Origin of the sequence: Novosphingobium sediminicola, from assembly GCF_014196525.1 — a bacterium.
Classification (GTDB): domain Bacteria; phylum Pseudomonadota; class Alphaproteobacteria; order Sphingomonadales; family Sphingomonadaceae; genus Novosphingobium; species Novosphingobium sediminicola.
On the sequence record NZ_JACIDX010000002.1, the window covers coordinates 346,296 to 363,491 of the forward strand.

Consider the following 17,196-nt stretch of genomic DNA (forward strand, 5'->3'; position numbering starts at 1 on the left):
CGCTCAATACTCCATCACACGGCGCAGCGCGGTCACTAGGCGCGCGGGGCCGGGGAAATAGTCCCATTCAAAAGCATGCGGATAGGGCGTATCCCAACCGGCCACCCGTTCGATTGGGGCCTTGAGATGGTCGAAACAACGCTCCTGAACCAAAGCCGACAATTCGCCGCCAAAGCCGCCAAAGCGCGAAGCCTCATGCAGGATCACGCAGCGCCCCGTCTTGCGCACCGAGGCAGTGATGGCCTCAATATCGAGCGGCACCAGCGAGCGCAGATCAAGCAGTTCGGCATCCACGCCCGCCTCATCAATGCCCGCCAGCGCGACATGGACCATCGTGCCATAGGCCAGCACGGTGACAGCCCGCCCCTCGCGAACCACCGCCGCCTTGCCCAAAGGCACGCGGTAAAGGCCTGTGGGAACCTCGGCCTTGGGATGCCCGGCCCATGTCTTGAGCGGCCTGTCGTGATGCCCGTCAAAGGGGCCGTTATAGATCCGCTTGGGCTCAAGCATGATGACCGGATCATCGTCCTCAATCGCCGCGATCAGCAGTCCCTTAGCGTCATAGGGATTGGAGGGCACCACCGTTTTCAACCCCACCACATGGGTAAAGATCGCCTCCGGGCTCTGGCTATGCGTCTGGCCGCCGAAAATGCCGCCGCCATAAGGCGTGCGCACCGTCAGCGGCGCCCAGAACTCGCCATTCGAGCGATAGCGCAGCCGCGCCGCCTCGCTGACCAACTGGTCAAAGGCGGGCAGAATATAGTCGGCAAACTGGATTTCGACCACCGGGCGCAATCCATAGGCCCCCATACCGATGGCCGTGGCGATTATGCCCCCTTCGGCAATCGGCGTGTCGAAACAGCGCGTCAGCCCATGTTTGGCCTGAAGCCCGTCGGTCACGCGGAACACCCCGCCGAAATAGCCGACATCCTCGCCAAAGATCAGCACATCGGGATCCGCCCCCAGTTTTTCATCCAGCGCATTGTTGAGCGCCTGAACCATGTTCATCACCGGCATGGCGTCAAACCCCCATTTCGCGGCGCTGTTCGATCACGCGCCAGTCCGGCTCCTTGAACACATCCTCGAACATCGAGCCCAGCTCCGGCTTGGATTTGCCCAGCGTGCCGATGGCCTCGCCCGCGCGGACGGCGGCGCGCACCTCATCCTCCAGCGCGGATTGCAGGGCGGCATGACGCTCCTCGTCCCACTCGCCCCGCGCGATCAGATGCTCTTTCAACCGCTCTATCGGATCGCCCAGCGGCCATTGCAGCGCCTCGTCGGCGGGGCGATATTTGGCCGGATCATCGGCGGTGGAATGGCCGGATGCGCGATAGGTGAACAGTTCGATCAGGGTCGCGCCAAGGTTGAGCCTTGCCCTTTCCGCCGCCCATTGCGTCGCCGCCCAGACGGCCAGGAAATCATTGCCGTCCACCCGCAGGCCCGGAATGCCATAGGCCAGCGCCTTGGCCGCAAAGGTGGTTTCATTGGCCCCGGCAATGCCGGAAAAGCTCGAGATCGCCCATTGGTTGTTGGTCACGCACAGGATCACCGGCGCGCGATAAACGCTGGCAAAGGTCAGCGCTTCGTGAAAGCCGCCCTCGGCGGTGGTGCCTTCGCCCACATAGGCCAGCGCAATCCGGTCATCGCCCTTATACGCCGAAGCCATCGCCCAGCCCACCGCATGGCCGAACCGGCTGCCCAGATTGCCCGAGATCGAATAAAAGCCATAGGCGCGGGCCGAATAGAGGATCGGCAATTGCCGCCCGCGCAAGGGGTCGCCCGCATTGGAAAAGATCTGATTGACCAGATCGAGCAGCGGATAGTGGCGCGCCATAAGCCAGCCCAGCACGCGATAGGTGGGAAAGCACATGTCGCGCGCGTCCAGCATCAGCGACTGCGCCACGGCGATCGCCTCTTCTCCGGTGGATTTCATGTAAAAGCTGGTCTTGCCCTGCCGATGGGCGCGAAACAGCCGGTCGTCAAAGGCGCGGGTCAGCATCATCGCGCGAAGGCCCTGATGCAGCACATCGGCCTCCAGATGCGGGTCCCACGGGCCGACTGCATGATGGCCATCATCCAGCACGCGGATCAGGCCAAAGGGCATATCGCGCATGGTCGGTTCGGCGGCATCGACATCGGGCCGCATGGTCTCGCCCGCCTTGGGCAGCTTCATTCCGCCAAAATCGGGATGATCGCCGGGGCGGGCCGGGGGCTCGGGAATATGCAGGGTGAGCCGGGGTTGGTTGTTCATATCCTCTCCTTGGCCTTTTATCCCGTGGCGCGGCTTCTCCGGCCTTTCGGGCATTTCAGCTTCTTTCAGGAAATGCTTCGCCGGTTCTGTAACGACGGCGGGATCGTTGCAAATTCCTCCTTTTTCCGGGCTTGGATAAGGATCAGATGCCTATTCAAAACGCCTGTCAACGGGGTGTCCGAAACAGGCAAAACGGGCCTCAATCGCGCCCGTCGGGCAAAGCAGCCCCACCCGTCCGCGCAATAATATTACGCGCCCGCGCCAGATGTGGAGCGTCGATCATTTTGCCGTCAAGAATCAGCACCCCCGCGCCGGGCGCATCGGCAAAGGCGGCGATAATCGCGCGCGCCTGCTCGACCTGCTGCGCGCTGGGGGTAAAGGCGGCGTTGATGATCGGCACCTGATCGGGATGCAGCGCCATCATCCCGGTAAACCCATCAAAGGCCCCCCGCGCCGCATAGGCCGCCAGCCCGTCCAGATCCCGGATCGCGGGATAGACCGTCTCAATGGCGGCCACCCCTGCGGCATGAGCGCCGAACAGCGCCATCGAGCGGACCATCTCAAAGGGGGCGGTATAGGAGCCATCCGCGCGCCTGCTGCCCATCGCGCCGATAGCGGCGGGCAGGTCCTCCGCCCCCCATGTCAGGCCGTACAGATGCTCGGCCACCTCGCCATAGGTGCCAAGACCAAAGATGGCCTGCGGGGTTTCAGTGGCAATGGGCAGGATTTTCATCATCGGGGCCAATAAGGCCAACGAGCGGACGGTCGCCGCCCCGACCGCCTTGGGCAGAACAATCCCATCCGCGCCACGGGCGGCGACCAGATCAGCCTCCAGATACGGGCCGTCGATGGCGTTGATCCGCACAAAACGGGCAACATCGGCCGGAGCGCTCAGATAATCCGCCACCGCCTCGCGCGCCTTGGGTTTGGCAGCGGGCGCAACTGCGTCCTCCAGATCAAGGATGATCGCATCGGCCCCGCTCTGCGCCGCCTTGACGAAACGTTCGGGCCGGTCCCCCGGCACAAACAGCAGCGAGCGCAGCCTCATACCGGCCTGCGCGTCAGCAAAGCGGTGCGCAGACATTGGCAGACCATCTCGTCGCGCTGGTTCCACAATTCATGCCGGAATGTCACCAGTCCGGCATTGGGCCGCGAACGGCTCTCGCGCCATTCCACCACCTCGCTGGCGGCGCGCAACGTGTCGCCCAGAAAGACCGGTTTGGGCATCACCACCCGATCATAACCCAGATTGGCCACCAGCGTGCCCAGCGTGGTCTCCCCCACCGACAGGCCGATCATCAGCGCAAAGGTGAAAGTGCCGTTGACGAGAATCTGGCCGAATTCGCTGGCCCGCGCGGCCTCGGCGTCGATGTGCAACGGCTGGGGATTATGCGTCATGGCCGAAAACAGCAGATTGTCGGTTTCGGTCACCGTGCGGCGGATCGGGTGGTCGATGCGGTCACCCACCTCCCATTCCTCGAAATAGCGCCCGCTCATGGCGTCTCTCCCGCAATGATGCGCGCCAGCAACATCCCCTCCCGCACCTGCGCTCCTTGCGTAAAGGGCATCTCCTCGACCACCCCGTCAAAGGGCGCGATAAGGCCATGCTCCATCTTCATCGCCTCCAGCGTCACCAGCTTCTGCCCCTTGATCACGCTTTGCCCCGGCGCGACATGGACGGCGATGATCGTGCCTGGCATAGGCGCCAGAATCGCCCCATCACCCGCCGCCGCCGCCGCCGCCGCGACGGTGGTGCGATAAGGCTTCACCTCCCAGCTCTGCCCATGCTCGCTCAGCAGGACGCGCGCGAGCGCAGGGCGGAAGATCTCCCCTTCGCGCGGGGCCACATCGACCTCGACCGCCTGCCCCTCAACCATCACCAGCGCCCGCCCCTGCCGCGCGCCATTCAGGCGAAACCCCGCCAACGCCCCGGCCCCGCCCAGTTCCGCCGCCGCGCGCCCCAAGGCCGCCGCATCGGGCAGAGGATCGGGCATCAAGGCATCGCCCGCCCGCGCAATCAGGCCAGTATCCATATGTCCTCCGGCAAAGTCAGGATGGTTCAGGGCTTTGACCAAGAAGCCCGCATTGGTCCGCAAGGGCCAGACCACCGCACGATCCAGCGCCCCGGCCAGTTTGCGCCGCGCCTCGTCCCGCGTGGCGCCATGGGCGATCAGCTTGGCAATCATCGGATCGTAATAGGGCCTGATCTGGCCCCCTTGCGCCACGCCCGTATCGACGCGCACCTCATCGCCGATAGAGAAAGCATCGAGCCGCCCGATCGATGGCAGGAACCCCCGCGCCGGGTCCTCGGCATAGAGCCGCGCCTCCATCGCCCAGCCGTGTATCGACAGATCCTCCTGCCGCAAAGGCAGTGGTTCGCCCGAAGCCACGCGCAATTGCCATTCGACCAGATCGACGCCCGTAATCGCCTCGGTGACGGGATGTTCGACCTGAAGCCGCGTGTTCATTTCCATGAACCAGATGCGGTCAGCTCGCAGGCCCTCGCGGGCGTCAGCAATGAATTCGACCGTGCCAGCGCCGACATAATCGACCGCGCGCGCCGCATCCACCGCCGCGCGGCACACGATCGCCCGCGTAACCTCATCCATGCCGGGAGCGGGGGCTTCCTCGATCACTTTCTGATGGCGGCGTTGCAGCGAGCAGTCGCGCTCGAACAGGTGAACGATGTTGCCAAGGCGGTCGCCAAACACCTGCACCTCGATATGGCGCGGGCACGTGATAAATTTCTCGATCAGCACGCGGTCATTGCCAAAAGAGGCCATCGCCTCGCGCCTGCACGAGGCCAGCGCATCGGCAAATTCGACAGGATCCGCCACCAGTCGCATCCCTTTGCCGCCGCCGCCCGCCACCGCCTTGATCAGCACCGGATAGCCGATCATCGCGGCCTGCCCGGCCAGATGGCCGTCATCCTGATCTGCGCCCAGATAGCCCGGCGTGACCGGTACCCCAGCCGCAGCCATCCGCGCCTTGGCGGCGTCTTTCAACCCCATGGCGGTGATGCTGGCCGGATCAGGCCCGACCCAGATCAGACCGGCATCCATGACTGCCTGCGCAAATTCGGCATTTTCCGACAGGAAGCCATAGCCGGGATGGATCGCCTCCGCCCCGGTTTCCAGCGCGGCGGCAATGATCCGATCCCCGCGCAGGTAGCTGTCACGCGCCAGGGCCGGACCAATCGCCACCGCCCGGTCGGCCGTGGCGACATGCAGCGCGCCCGCATCCGCATCGGAATGGACCGCCACGGTGCGGATGCCCATCCGCCGCGCGCTGCGCATCACCCGGCAGGCGATTTCGCCGCGATTGGCGACAAGGAGCGAGGCGATCATGCCATCACATCCGAAACAGGCCGAAGGACGGGCCTTCGGGCATGGGGGCATTGAGCGCGGCGGCCAGAGCAAGGCCCAGCACATCGCGCGTCTGGGCCGGGTCAATCATGCCATCATCCCACAACCGCGCGCTGGCATACCATGGGCTGCCCTCTTCCTCATATTTGGCGCGGATCGGGGCCTTGAAAGCTTCGGCCTCCGCCGCCGTCCATTGGCCAGCATCGCGGTGGACCGTGGCCAGCACGCTGGCGGCCTGTTCGCCGCCCATCACCGAAATGCGCGCATTGGGCCATGTGAAGAGGAAGCGCGGCCCATAGGCGCGCCCGCACATGCCGTAATTGCCCGCCCCGAAACTGCCGCCGATCAGCACGGTGATCTTCGGCACGCTGGCCGTGGCCACGGCGGTGACGAGTTTGGCGCCGTGGCGGGCGATGCCCTCGGCCTCATATTTGCCGCCCACCATAAAGCCGCTGATATTTTGCAGGAACAGCAAAGGGATGCGCCGCTGGCATGCCAGTTCGATAAAATGCGCGCCCTTGACCGCGCTCTCGCTGAACAAGACGCCATTATTGGCCAAAATCGCCACCGGCATGCCATGAATATGGGCAAAGCCGCAGACCAGCGTCGTGCCGTAAAGCGCCTTGAATTCATGCAACGCGCTGTCATCGACGATACGAGCGATCACCTCACGCACATCATAGGGCGCGCGGACATCCTGCGGGATAATGCCATAAAGTTCGGCCGGATCGTAACGCGGCGGGCATGGGGGCTGGCGATTGACCGGCGCGGCGCTTGGCGGGGCCAGCGTGCCGACAATATCGCGCAGGATGGTGATCGCATGGTCGTCATTTTCGGCCACATGATCGACCACGCCCGATTTGCGCCCATGCAGATCGCCCCCGCCCAGTTCCTCGGCGCTGATGATCTCGCCCGTCGCGGCCTGCACCAGCGGCGGCCCGGCAAGGAAGATCGTGCCGCCCCCGCGCACGATCACGCTTTCATCCGACATGGCCGGAACATAGGCCCCGCCAGCGGTACAACTGCCCATCACACAAGCGATCTGCGGGATGCCGCGTGCCGACATCTGGGCCTGATTGTAAAAGATGCGGCCGAAATGATCGCGGTCGGGAAAGACCTCGGCCTGATGCGGCAGATTGGCTCCGCCGCTGTCGACCAGATAGATGCAGGGCAGATGGTTTTCGGCCGCAATCTCCTGCGCGCGCAGGTGTTTTTTCACCGTCATCGGGAAATAGGTGCCGCCCTTGACCGTGGCGTCATTGGCCGCGATCATCACATGACGCCCAGCCACACGCCCGATCCCGGCCACAATCCCCGCCCCCGCCACATCGCCGCCATACAGGCCATGGGCGGCCAGTTGCCCGATTTCCAGAAACGGGCTGCCCGGATCGAGCAGCCGGTCGATCCTTTCGCGCGGGAGCAATTTGCCGCGACCGACATGGCGTTGCCGCGCCGCCTCGCCCCCGCCCAAGGCCGCCGCCGCGACATCGGCGCGCAATTTCTCCGCAAGCGCGCGATTATGTGCCTCATTGGCGCGGAAGGCTTCACTGTCAGCGGCGATCCCGCTTTCCAGAATCATCGGCCAACTCCGATCAATTCGCGCCCAATCAGCATCCGCCGGATCTCATTGGTCCCCGCGCCAATATCGAGCAATTTGGCATCGCGCAGAAACCTCTCGACCGGCCAGTCTTTGGTATAGCCCGCCCCGCCCAACGCCTGCACCGCATCCAAAGCCACGCGCACCGCATTCTCGCTGGCCAGCAGGATCGCGCCCGCTGCGTCATGGCGCGTGGTGCGTCCCGCATCACAGGCCCGCGCCACCGCATAGACATAGGCCCGCGCGGAATTGAGCGCGACATACATATCCGCCACCTTGGCCTGCATCAGTTGAAACGCGCCGATAGGCTGGCCAAATTGCTGGCGTGTGCGCACATAGGGCAGGACCACATCGAGACAGGCCTGCATGATGCCAAGCTGAATGCCCGCCAGCACCGCGCGCTCATAATCCAGCCCGCTCATCAGCACCTTGACCCCGCCATGCAGCGGCCCCAGCACATTCTCGCGCGGCACCTCGCAACCGTCAAACACCAGTTCAGCGGTGGGCGATCCGCGCATCCCCATCTTGTCGATCTTTTGCCCGATGGAAAAACCCGGCATGGTCTTTTCGATCAGAAAGGCCGTGATCGCCTCTCCCGTCTTGGCATAAACCACCAAAGTGTCGGCATAGGCGGCGTTGGTGATCCAGAATTTCGTGCCGTCCAGCACATAGCCCCGCTCGCTCTCCCGCGCGCGCAGCTTCATCGAGACGACATCCGACCCCGCCCCGGCCTCAGACATGGCCAGAGCGCCGACATGCTCGCCCGAGATCAGGCGGGGCAGATAGCGCGCCTTCTGATCCTCATTGCCCCAGCGCGCGATCTGGTTGACGCACAGGTTCGAATGCGCGCCATAGCTCAGCCCTATCGAGGCCGAGGCGCGGCTGACCTCTTCGCAGGCCAGCACATGTTCGAGATAGCCCAGCCCCAGTCCGCCCCATTCCGGCGCCACCGTGATGCCATGCAGGCCCAAATCGCCCATCGCGGGCCATAATTCCTCACGCGGGAACCAGTCCTGTGCATCAATCCGCGTCGCCAGCGGGGCGATGCGGGCGGCGGCAAAACGCGCCGTCGTATCCCGGATCATCTGAGCATTCTCGCCCAGCGCGAAATCGAAATCGGCCATCACGGGCCTCTCCTGCGTTTATATCTTTACGCGGAGTCTATCACCGATCCGGTTGTTTGCGATTTCTATTTCAGGGGCAAAAGCGATGGATTATTGCGGGAATCATTGATCTCTTGATGGAACCGGCACGATGATGAAATGGTCATGCACCGCCCGCGTGTCCGGCACATCCAGCTTGGCCCGGAAACCGGCCTGCAGCTCGCGCAATTGCGACACCGGCATTTCCAGCACATGTTCATCGGGGTGAGTCGGGGCCTCATGGCCATAATCGCGGCCCGGCGTGCGCGTCATTTCGATATGCGCGCCCAGCAAGGCGCGAACCCGATGGGTGGCGGCAAATTTCACCACCCGGTCCACACTGGCCCGCGCCTCATCCATGAAATTGACCGGCACATAGAGCCGCCCCGGATAAAGCGAATCCCCCGAGAGCAGGATGGCAAGGCGCGGATCATAATACATGGCCGCCGCCTTTTGATGGCCAGGCGTGGGGATCACGCTGATGACGCGCCCGCCCAGATCGAGGCGGCCGATGCCGTCGGGCCAATGCGCAATCCCGAAGACGGCGGCGACATCAGAGGGCGCCGTGCCAACCACCACCGTATCGGGGCGTTCACGAAAGGGGGCGTCACCGGCAATATGGTCGCCGTGGCTGTGGCTATGAGCCACCACAAGGGGAATTGCCCGGCGGTGATGCGCGGCCAGCCAGCCCTGTATCACACGGTCCACCACCGGGCGGATCACGCCCCCCTGCGCGCCGGTATCGACCAGCAGGGCGCGATCATGGCCAAAAATTAGATAGAGAAAGGGCGCCTCGAAATTGGTTTTGACCGATTGCCGGATGACATAGGTGTCGCCATCAAGCGCCTGCACCTGCGCCACCGGTTCGGCGCTCTGCGTGCCATCGATCCAGCGTTCCTTGAACAGCGGCGGATTCAACGCCTGCGCCGCGATCAGTGCGGCCAGCGCTATCATGCCTTTTCCCCGCGCCGCGCCTTATAGGCATCGACCAGCGGAACGAAGGGAAACACCGCCTGCTCGATGATAGACAGGCGCTTGCGCTCATCCTGCCCGACCACCGATGCCTCGCCCTCACGGAATGTGCCGAAAATGCGGTCAAAGATGATCAGCGAATTGCCGTAATTGCAGCGCGTATCCTCATAGGGCACCGAATGATGCAGGCTGTGATTGCGGATCGTGGTGAAAAAGAAGGAATAGAAGAAGGGCGGATTGGCCGCCACATTGGCATGGGCATAGATGGCGATCGCCGCATTGACCGAAATCGCGCAGAATTTGGCCGTCGGCGAGAAGTCGAAAAAGGCCAGCACGCTCAGGCTGATGAGGAACAGTTCGATGGGATTGCCGACCGATCCCTTCATCGCGTTCAATTGGGTAATATGATGATGCGGCGCATGGGTAAGCCAGAAAGGCGTCGAATTATGCATCAGCCGGTGCATCCAGTACTGGCCGAATTCGATGATGGCCATAACCGAGACGACCTGCACCAGAAAGGGCAGACGCCCGGCCCAAGGTGTGGCGATGCCCAGCGCCTTCTTGGCCGCCATCAGCGGTTCTTCGGCCGCCACATTGGTCACCCATGTGATGACCGTTGCCCCCAGGATGACATAGAACAGATCGGTGGCAAATTCGCGCCAGTCCATCCGCCAGCCCTCGTGCCGCTCGAACAGGAATTCCAGCCCCAGCACGAAAGCGGTGGTGATCGAAGTCACCCAGACCAGCGTATATTCATTGGCCAGCCACGCGGCCGGACCAAACATCCAGAAGCAGACAATGGCAACCAGCGTGGCGGGCGGCAGAAGATTGACGAGATGCTGTTTCATGACAGGCAAACCCTGATCCAATGGTCCAGAGATGCCGGGCCAAGACGATGGCCCGGCAAGGCAAATTCAGTAATGGAAGCGCAGGTCCACGCCCACCTTGCGCGGGGTCAGCACGCCTTGCGCGTAATAGCGCTCCACAACCCCGGTGCGGGTCTGGTTGTACGAGCTGACATCATTGCTGATCGAGGTGATCGCATATTTGTCGAAGATATTGTCGGCAAACAGCGCCACATCAAAGGCGGGCGCATGATAGGTGACGGCGGCGCGATGGGTGACATAGCTGGGGATCACCTCGCCATTGCCGCGCAGGCCGATGCGGGAATAGACATTGCCCTTGAACACGGCGGCCCAATTGGCCTCGATGCTGCGCCCCTCGCCCAGCGGATAGGTATAGGTAAGCTGCGCGCTGCCCGAATGCTTGGTCGATCCGGGCAGGCGGTCGCCCGCAAAGACCGGGTAGGCCACGCCCTGGCTGACCACCACATTGTCGGCGTCCTGCGTCAGATGGGCGTCGGTATAGGAATAGGTGCCGTTGAACACCAGACGCGGGGTGATGCGGAATTGGCCGGAAAGATCAAAGCCCTGCGAAACCGCATCCTTGGCATTGACCGTCACGCCCACCGCGCCGTTGACCGTCTGGGTATCGACCTGAATATTCTTCCAGTCGATATGATAGGCCGACAGCGTGAATTGCAGGCGCCGATCCAGCATCGAGGCGCGGATGCCGATTTCGGCATTGTTGGTCTTGTCGGGCTTATAGAGCAATTCGTTGGGATAGGCGCAGACGTTCTGGCCCGGCGGCACATTGCCCGGCGAGAAGGTGCAGGGCGCCACCCGGTTCACATTGCCCGTGCGATAGCCGGTGCTGTAGGTGGCATAGACCAGCAGGTCCTTGCTGAACTTATAGGATGTGTTGGCCTTCCACACCACGCCATCGGCGCTGGTGTTGCCCGAACGGATGCGGCTGGGGTCGAACTGGATCAGCGGATAGGGCGTGCGGGTCAGGCCCCCGCCGAACAGCGGCGTATCGGTGCCGCCGGTGGCAAAGGCGTCATATTTGAAATAGCGCAGCCCGCCCGTCACCTGCCAGCCTTCAGTCAGGTGATAAGTCGCCTCGCCATAGACTGCCTTTTCCTTGGTCCGCGTGTTGACGAAGGAGATATATTCCAGATCATCCGGGCGATAGACCCCGGCGAAATTGGCGAAACCAGGCGTATGCTCCTGATAGTTTCGGTAATTGCGCAAGTTGTTGTAAAACCCGCCAATCACCCAGCTGATCGGCCCGCCATGGGATGAAACCAGCCGCAATTCGCCGTTGAACTGACGATAGTCCTCGTTGGTGTCATTATACGAGGAGAAGGAAGGAAACGCCTCATAGCCGTAATTCAGGTCGAGCAGCAGATCGGTGTTGTCGGCATGGGTTTTCAGGTTCTGGTTGGTATAGGCGCCCGTCGCCACCACCTGCGCAAAGCCGAGGTTGAAGTTGAATTCGGCGGCGAACAGGTCCGCCTTGCGCGTGGTTGGCTCCAGATAGCGCCACGGGCCTTCATACTTGTCCGTGCCCAGAACCCCCGCGCCCGTGGCCTGACGGCCCAGCGTCTTGGTGATCTGATGCGCATAGGTCAGATATAGCTTGGCCGCCGGGCTGGCTTCCAGCAGCAACTGGTTGCGGGTGGTGAAAGTGTGCTCATAGTTCACCCCTTTGCGGAAGGTGAAATTGTTCACGTAATCGGTGGAATTGCCAAAGCCGCCCTGCGCCGCCGTGGTGCCGCGCACGGGCTGCGGATCGGACACGCCGGGGTTTTTCAGCAGGTGGTTGTAATTGATAAAGCCCGGATTATCGTAATAACCCACCGTCGAGCGCAGCGCGATATGGTCGGCCAGAATGGGTATATTGACCGTGGCATCAGCATTCGCGCCGAAATCGGAGCTGTGCGACTGGGCAAAGCCGCGCGCGTGGAGATCCACCGTGAATTTGTCGGTCGTGGGGCGATTGGGCATATAACGCACCGCGCCCGCCAGCGTGCCAAGGCCATACAGCGTGCCCTGCGGCCCCTGAAGCACTTCGACGCGGGAAATGTCGATCAGTTTGAAATCGAGATAGAGCGGCACTTCGCCCAGATAGACGCCCACGGCCGTTTCGTAATTCGATCCCGTGGCGCTGGAATCGGACGAGGAAATGCCGCGCATCACGATGTTGCCGGTCGATTTGGGGCCGGTGTCATTGACCGTGATGCCCGGTGTGAACGCGGCCAGCGCCTTCACATCGTCGATCCGCGCCTTGGCCAATTGGTCAGAGCCCAGCGCGCTGATGTTGATCGGCGCGTCCTGCAAGGTGGTCTGGCGGCGCGTGGCGGTCACCACAATGTCGCCGCCATTGGCCGGCGCATCGGCATCGGCGGCAAAGGCAGAGGTCGCCGTGCCCATCAGAATGGTGGCGCAGAGCAATGTTTTGCGGGTCGATTTCCTGGTCACTTTGCCTCCTGTTGTGTCAAATGCCAATCAATCGGACGCATTTCTCCCTCGCCACCCGACAAGGCGGCGATCGTGCGACCACTTTGTGGCCTTCCCTCAATTCTTCGATGCACATCTGGCTATCGGCAACGCAATCGCCGCGCTGCAGCATCATTGCCGACATTCTCATAACGCTATGGATATTACTTAAGCCGTCAAGCGTAATATTTCTGCGGTCTTTCAGTATGAAATCGCTTCTTGCTGCGCTGCAGAAAACCGCGATTTCCCAACCTTTCGCCGTCTTTCAAACCCCGGCGTCGCTTCCCGTTTTTCCGATGCTGCGCCGCGCCACTATGGCCGAATCGCAACACCTGTTATCCTGCCCATTGCCGCGTCCGACTCGCCTCAAACCGGGCATTTCTCCCCATTTCGGCCCCATCCTCGCCGCATTTGGACCCGCAGGGTTTAACCCCATTTCGGCCTGCGCCCTCTGCGCATTATTACGAACATGTGGTTTGGTAATAATGCGCTAGCCTCCCTCTCGACTGCGGAATTGCTGCAATGCAAAGGGGAAGCGAGCCATGTTGAGGAAGATCGGAAAAGCAGCCGCCATGGCAGGCGCCCTGATGGCGGGAACCATGCTGCTCTCCTCCTGCTCGCCCTCGACCAAGGCGCCCGAGGCGCGCAAAGAATTCAACATCGGCTGGTCGATCTATGCCGGATGGATGCCATGGCCCTATGCCCAGCAGGCCGGGATCGTGAAGAAATGGGCCGACAAATACGGCATCAAGATCAATATCACGCAGGTCAATGATTATGTCGAATCGGTCAACCAGTACACGGCGGGCAAATTCGACGGCGTGACCGTGGCCAATATGGACGCGCTGACCATTCCGGCTGCAGGCGGCAAGGATACCAGCGCGATCATCGTGGGCGATTACTCCAACGGCAATGATGGCGTTCTTCTGAAAGGCGCGGACAATATTGCCGCGATCAAGGGCCGTTCGGTCTATCTGGTCGAACTATCCGTCTCGCATTATCTGCTGGCCCGCGCGCTGGGCGAACACGGCATGGCGATGAGCGATGTCAAAACCATCAACACATCCGACGCCGACATCGTGGCCACCTTTGGCAGCCCTCAGGCCAATGCCGCCGTCACATGGAACCCCCAATTGGCCGTGATGAAGGCTCAGCCCGGCGTGAAGGCGGTCTTCACCTCGGCCGATATTCCAGGCGAAATTCTTGACCTGCTGGTGGTGGATACGGCCACGCTCAAGGCCAACCCCAACCTTGGCAAGGCGCTGACCGGGATCTGGTATGAGACGGTTGCGCTGATGAAGCGTCAGGATGCGCAAGGCAAGGCAGCGCGCGCAGCTATGGCCAAGCTGGCCGGATCGACGCCCGAGGTCTTCGACAACCAGCTCACCACCACCTATCTCTACGATCAGCCCAAGGCCGCCGTTGCCGCCACCACGGATCCCGCACTGGTCACCACCATGACCCGCGTGCGCGATTTCAGCTTCTCCAAGGGATTGTTCAAGGGCGCGGCCAGTGCCGATGCGGTAGGCATGTCCTTCCCCGGCGGCAAGGTGCTGGGCGATCCGGCCCATGTCACGCTGCGCTTTGACCCCAGCTATATGGCCATGGCCGCCGACGGAAAATTGTAACGCCATGCGCTGGGTAAACCGCCAGATTTCGCGCAGTGACAGGCTGTTATGGGGCGCTCTTCCCATCCTGCTGCTGATGTTGCTCTATATTTTCGCCGCCGCCGAGCGCCATGCGGCCAACCCTTCGGACAAGATCCTGCCGCTGCCCTCAGGGATGGCGCAGGCGATGTCCGCGCTGATCTTTGAACGCGACATGCTCTCGGGCCAGTTCCTGTTTCTGGCCGACACACTGGCCAGCCTGCAACGGCTGGGCCTCGGGCTGGGAATTGCCACGCTGGTGGCGCTGGTGTTGGGGCTACTGCTGGGGGCTTTGCCGCCGGTTCGCGCGGTGCTGGGGCCTTTGGTCACGGCGATTGCGGTGATCCCGCCGATTGCCCTGCTGCCGGTCCTGTTCATTGCGCTGGGGCTTGGCGAAACGGCCAAGGTGGCGCTGATCGCCATCGGCGTCGCGCCGGTCATGCTGCGCGATATTGCCGGGCATGTTGCCGCCCTCCCGCGCGAGCAGATCATCAAGGCCCAGACCTTGGGCGCGGGAAGCTGGCAGATCCTGATCCGCGTCGCCCTGCCCCAAGCCATGCCGCGCCTGTTTCAGGCGGTGCGTCTGGCGCTGGGGCCGGCTTGGGTGTTCCTCATCTCCTCCGAAGCCATCGCCTCGGATGTCGGCCTTGGCTACCGCATCTTCCTCGTGCGGCGCTATCTCTCCATGGATGTGATCATCCCCTATGTGGCGTGGATCGCGCTGCTGGCCATTGCGATGGATGTCGCGCTGGCATTGGGCTCGCGCCGCTGCTTTCCCTGGGCACAAGGAGCAAACCATTGAGCACGCTCCTCTCCTTGCGCGACCTGTGGGTCGAATATGGCGACAAGATCGTTCTGGAAAAGGTCGATCTGGATATTGCCGAAGGCTCTTTCGTCTCGATCATCGGCCCCTCGGGCGCGGGCAAGAGCAGCCTCTTGCGCGTGATCCTAGGGCAGGAAAGCCCGACGCGCGGCACGATTATGCTGGATGGCGCCCCGCTGGCGCCTGAATGCGGGCCGGATCGCGGCGTAGTGTTTCAGCGCTATTCGGTCTTTCCGCATCTGACCGTCCTGCAAAACACGATGTTCGGGCTGGAATGCGCAGGCTCGCCGCTGACGGCCCGCCTGTTCGGCGCGGCCCGCGCCAAAGCGCGCGCAGAGGCGACCGCCATGCTGGAAGCCGTGGGCCTTGGCGACAATCTGCATATTTACCCCGCGCAAATGTCGGGCGGGATGCAGCAGCGTCTGGCCATTGCGCAGGCGCTGATCAAACGCCCGCGCATCCTGTTGCTGGACGAACCCTTTGGCGCGCTCGACCCCGGCATTCGCGCGGATATGCACGGCCTCATCACGCAATTGTGGCGCGAATTTGGCCTCACCATCATCATGGTTACGCATGACATCCGTGAGGCTTTTTCGCTCGGCACGCGCGTTCTGGCGCTGGATAAACGCCGCCACGATCCCCACGCCCCCCACCGCTTTGGCGCCACGGCGGTTTATGACCTGCCGCTGCGCCCCCGCGAGGAAGAAGCAAGCCCCCGCGAGGAGACGGCAGCATGAACCCTCCCTCCACCTTGGCCCGGCTCAGCATGAGCCTGCCCGCCGAACTGTCGCGCAAGCTCGACATGATGGTCGAGGAGCGCGAATTGCCCTCGCGCTCGCAACTGATCGCCGAACTGATCCGCCATGCTTTGGCCAAGCATGAGAGCCTGACCCGCCCGGACGAGATGCTGGCCGGCACCATCACGCTGGTCTATCGCGGTGACCGGGGCCGGGTGCGCCACCAACTGGCCCAGACTCAGGCCGATTACCTGACCGAAGTCATCTCCTCACAACACGTCTTTCTCGAACAGGACCAGTCGCTCGAAGTCCTGCTGGTGCAAGGCCCTGCCGTGCGCCTCAAGGATCTGTGCGATGCGCTGCGCCGGGTGCGCGGCGTGCATCAGCTCGAACTGGTCACCACCACCGCCCTGCTGCCCCCGCTTCATGCCGATGGCGCAGCATCCGACCAAACCCAACGCAAGGGAGCGGCAGCATGACAAATATACTCGCAAATACACTGGCCAATCCGATGGCCGCACGCGACCATGCCCGCGCCATGGCGGGCACCGTGGTCGAAGCCATGCCGATCCTGCCTCCCCATGCCGATGACCTGCCCACAGGCGTAGCGCCGCAGGATCACCTCTGGGAAGAAACCATCGCGCCGGGCGGCTATGCCACGCGCCATCTGCCGCGCGGCGCCCGCCTGCGCCTGATCGACACGCAGGGCGACGCCTGCGCCAGCCTGATGATCTTCAACGCGCAAATGCCCAGCGAGCGTTTGAACGTGGCCGATACGGTCAAGGTGCAATGGAACGCCTATCTTGGCGCGGGCAAGCTGCTGCTCTCCGACATGGGCCGGGTGCTGATGAGCATCGAGGGTGATGAGGCGGGCACGCATGACTGCTTTGCCGGAACCTCCAACGCGGCCTCCAATGCCGCCAAATATGGCGACGGCACCAACAGCGGCCCACACCCCAACGGCCGCGACCGTTTCCTGCTGGGCGCGGCCAAGCATGGGCTGGGCCGCCGCGATGTCCACCCCTGCGTCAACCTGTTCAAGGGCACGCATATCGAGGAGGACGGCACGATCACGCCGATCACCGGCCCCTTTGCGCCGGGCCGCAGCGTAGTGCTGCGCGCAGAGATGGAGGTGATCGTGGTCATCGCCAATTGCCCCCACGTCCTCGACCCGCGCCCCGATTACACGGTCACGCCCCTGCGCGCCAGCGCATGGCGCGGGCCGATCACCCAGTCCGATGACCCCATCCGCAATGCGACGCCCGAAGGCCTGCGCGCCTTTGAAAATGTCGAAGATTACGTCCGCCGCTGATCGAGGAGCA

Annotated in this window: 15 protein-coding genes; 5 read left to right on the forward strand and 10 right to left on the reverse strand. The window is 62.9% G+C overall.

Features of this window, described 5'->3' with window-relative positions; translation table 11 throughout:
• Window positions 1-3 precede the first annotated feature (3 nt).
• From GGR38_RS04010 to GGR38_RS04055, 10 genes are all read right to left on the reverse strand, one after another.
• Entirely contained in the window at window positions 4-1,008 is a 1,005-nt protein-coding gene (locus tag GGR38_RS04010; protein WP_221227001.1) for an alpha-ketoacid dehydrogenase subunit beta, read from the reverse strand.
• 13 nt (window positions 1,009-1,021) lie between these two features.
• Window positions 1,022-2,251, reverse strand: coding sequence for a thiamine pyrophosphate-dependent enzyme (locus GGR38_RS04015; protein WP_183622888.1), 1,230 nt, complete (start codon window positions 2,249-2,251; stop codon window positions 1,022-1,024).
• A 199-nt stretch (window positions 2,252-2,450) separates the two neighbouring features.
• Window positions 2,451-3,299, reverse strand: coding sequence for an HpcH/HpaI aldolase/citrate lyase family protein (locus GGR38_RS04020; RefSeq protein WP_183623033.1), 849 nt, complete (start codon window positions 3,297-3,299; stop codon window positions 2,451-2,453).
• The gene (locus GGR38_RS04025; RefSeq protein ID WP_183622890.1) at window positions 3,296-3,748 is read right to left on the reverse strand and encodes a MaoC family dehydratase; all 453 of its coding nucleotides are present in this window, start codon (window positions 3,746-3,748) and stop codon (window positions 3,296-3,298) included. Before GGR38_RS04025 ends, GGR38_RS04020 begins: the two co-directional genes overlap by 4 nt.
• Complete coding sequence (locus tag GGR38_RS04030) at window positions 3,745-5,598, reverse strand: acetyl/propionyl/methylcrotonyl-CoA carboxylase subunit alpha (RefSeq protein ID WP_183622892.1); 1,854 nt, start codon at window positions 5,596-5,598, stop codon at window positions 3,745-3,747. The genes GGR38_RS04025 and GGR38_RS04030 overlap by 4 nt, the downstream gene beginning before the upstream one ends.
• A gap of 4 nt (window positions 5,599-5,602) precedes the next feature.
• Window positions 5,603-7,195, reverse strand: a complete 1,593-nt coding sequence (locus GGR38_RS04035; protein WP_183622894.1) for a carboxyl transferase domain-containing protein — start codon at window positions 7,193-7,195, stop codon at window positions 5,603-5,605.
• The gene (locus tag GGR38_RS04040; RefSeq protein WP_183623035.1) at window positions 7,192-8,337 is read right to left on the reverse strand and encodes an acyl-CoA dehydrogenase family protein; all 1,146 of its coding nucleotides are present in this window, start codon (window positions 8,335-8,337) and stop codon (window positions 7,192-7,194) included. Before GGR38_RS04040 ends, GGR38_RS04035 begins: the two co-directional genes overlap by 4 nt.
• 102 nt (window positions 8,338-8,439) lie before the next feature.
• The gene (locus GGR38_RS04045) at window positions 8,440-9,309 is read right to left on the reverse strand and encodes an MBL fold metallo-hydrolase (protein WP_183622896.1); all 870 of its coding nucleotides are present in this window, start codon (window positions 9,307-9,309) and stop codon (window positions 8,440-8,442) included.
• Entirely contained in the window at window positions 9,306-10,175 is an 870-nt protein-coding gene (locus GGR38_RS04050; protein WP_183622898.1) for a sterol desaturase family protein, read from the reverse strand. The genes GGR38_RS04045 and GGR38_RS04050 overlap by 4 nt, the downstream gene beginning before the upstream one ends.
• Before the next feature lie 66 nt (window positions 10,176-10,241).
• The gene (locus GGR38_RS04055) at window positions 10,242-12,650 is read right to left on the reverse strand and encodes a TonB-dependent receptor (RefSeq protein ID WP_343058976.1); all 2,409 of its coding nucleotides are present in this window, start codon (window positions 12,648-12,650) and stop codon (window positions 10,242-10,244) included.
• 560 nt (window positions 12,651-13,210) lie between these two features.
• Here GGR38_RS04055 and GGR38_RS04060 point away from each other — a divergent pair.
• The 5 genes from GGR38_RS04060 to GGR38_RS04080 are packed head-to-tail and all read left to right on the forward strand — an operon-like array spanning window position 13,211 to window position 17,186.
• The gene (locus GGR38_RS04060) at window positions 13,211-14,296 is read left to right on the forward strand and encodes a putative urea ABC transporter substrate-binding protein (protein ID WP_183622900.1); all 1,086 of its coding nucleotides are present in this window, start codon (window positions 13,211-13,213) and stop codon (window positions 14,294-14,296) included.
• A gap of 4 nt (window positions 14,297-14,300) precedes the next feature.
• The gene (locus GGR38_RS04065; RefSeq protein WP_183622902.1) at window positions 14,301-15,116 is read left to right on the forward strand and encodes an ABC transporter permease; all 816 of its coding nucleotides are present in this window, start codon (window positions 14,301-14,303) and stop codon (window positions 15,114-15,116) included.
• Window positions 15,113-15,874, forward strand: coding sequence for an ABC transporter ATP-binding protein (locus tag GGR38_RS04070; RefSeq protein ID WP_183622905.1), 762 nt, complete (start codon window positions 15,113-15,115; stop codon window positions 15,872-15,874). The genes GGR38_RS04065 and GGR38_RS04070 overlap by 4 nt, the downstream gene beginning before the upstream one ends.
• The gene (locus GGR38_RS04075; protein WP_246404212.1) at window positions 15,871-16,353 is read left to right on the forward strand and encodes a CopG family ribbon-helix-helix protein; all 483 of its coding nucleotides are present in this window, start codon (window positions 15,871-15,873) and stop codon (window positions 16,351-16,353) included. Before GGR38_RS04070 ends, GGR38_RS04075 begins: the two co-directional genes overlap by 4 nt.
• A complete protein-coding gene (locus tag GGR38_RS04080; RefSeq protein ID WP_183622907.1) occupies window positions 16,350-17,186 on the forward strand; it encodes an urea amidolyase associated protein UAAP1 in 837 nt (278 codons plus the stop codon). The genes GGR38_RS04075 and GGR38_RS04080 overlap by 4 nt, the downstream gene beginning before the upstream one ends.
• The last annotated feature ends 10 nt before the right edge of the window (window positions 17,187-17,196 follow it).

Bases quoted from the DNA above. Each gene is read 5' to 3' on its own strand.
- GGR38_RS04050 (WP_183622898.1), bottom strand. From the start codon at position 10,175: ATGAAACAGCATCTCGTCAATCTTCTGCCGCCCGCCACGCTGGTTGCC.
- GGR38_RS04045 (WP_183622896.1), bottom strand. From the start codon at position 9,309: ATGATAGCGCTGGCCGCACTGATCGCGGCGCAGGCGTTGAATCCGCCG.
- GGR38_RS04020 (WP_183623033.1), bottom strand. From the start codon at position 3,299: ATGAGGCTGCGCTCGCTGCTGTTTGTGCCGGGGGACCGGCCCGAACGT.
- GGR38_RS04030 (WP_183622892.1), bottom strand. From the start codon at position 5,598: ATGATCGCCTCGCTCCTTGTCGCCAATCGCGGCGAAATCGCCTGCCGG.
- GGR38_RS04080 (WP_183622907.1), top strand. From the start codon at position 16,350: ATGACAAATATACTCGCAAATACACTGGCCAATCCGATGGCCGCACGC.
- GGR38_RS04015 (WP_183622888.1), bottom strand. From the start codon at position 2,251: ATGAACAACCAACCCCGGCTCACCCTGCATATTCCCGAGCCCCCGGCC.
- GGR38_RS04010 (WP_221227001.1), bottom strand. From the start codon at position 1,008: ATGAACATGGTTCAGGCGCTCAACAATGCGCTGGATGAAAAACTGGGG.
- GGR38_RS04075 (WP_246404212.1), top strand. From the start codon at position 15,871: ATGAACCCTCCCTCCACCTTGGCCCGGCTCAGCATGAGCCTGCCCGCC.
- GGR38_RS04035 (WP_183622894.1), bottom strand. From the start codon at position 7,195: ATGATTCTGGAAAGCGGGATCGCCGCTGACAGTGAAGCCTTCCGCGCC.
- GGR38_RS04025 (WP_183622890.1), bottom strand. From the start codon at position 3,748: ATGAGCGGGCGCTATTTCGAGGAATGGGAGGTGGGTGACCGCATCGAC.
- GGR38_RS04040 (WP_183623035.1), bottom strand. From the start codon at position 8,337: ATGGCCGATTTCGATTTCGCGCTGGGCGAGAATGCTCAGATGATCCGG.
- GGR38_RS04065 (WP_183622902.1), top strand. From the start codon at position 14,301: ATGCGCTGGGTAAACCGCCAGATTTCGCGCAGTGACAGGCTGTTATGG.
- GGR38_RS04060 (WP_183622900.1), top strand. From the start codon at position 13,211: ATGTTGAGGAAGATCGGAAAAGCAGCCGCCATGGCAGGCGCCCTGATG.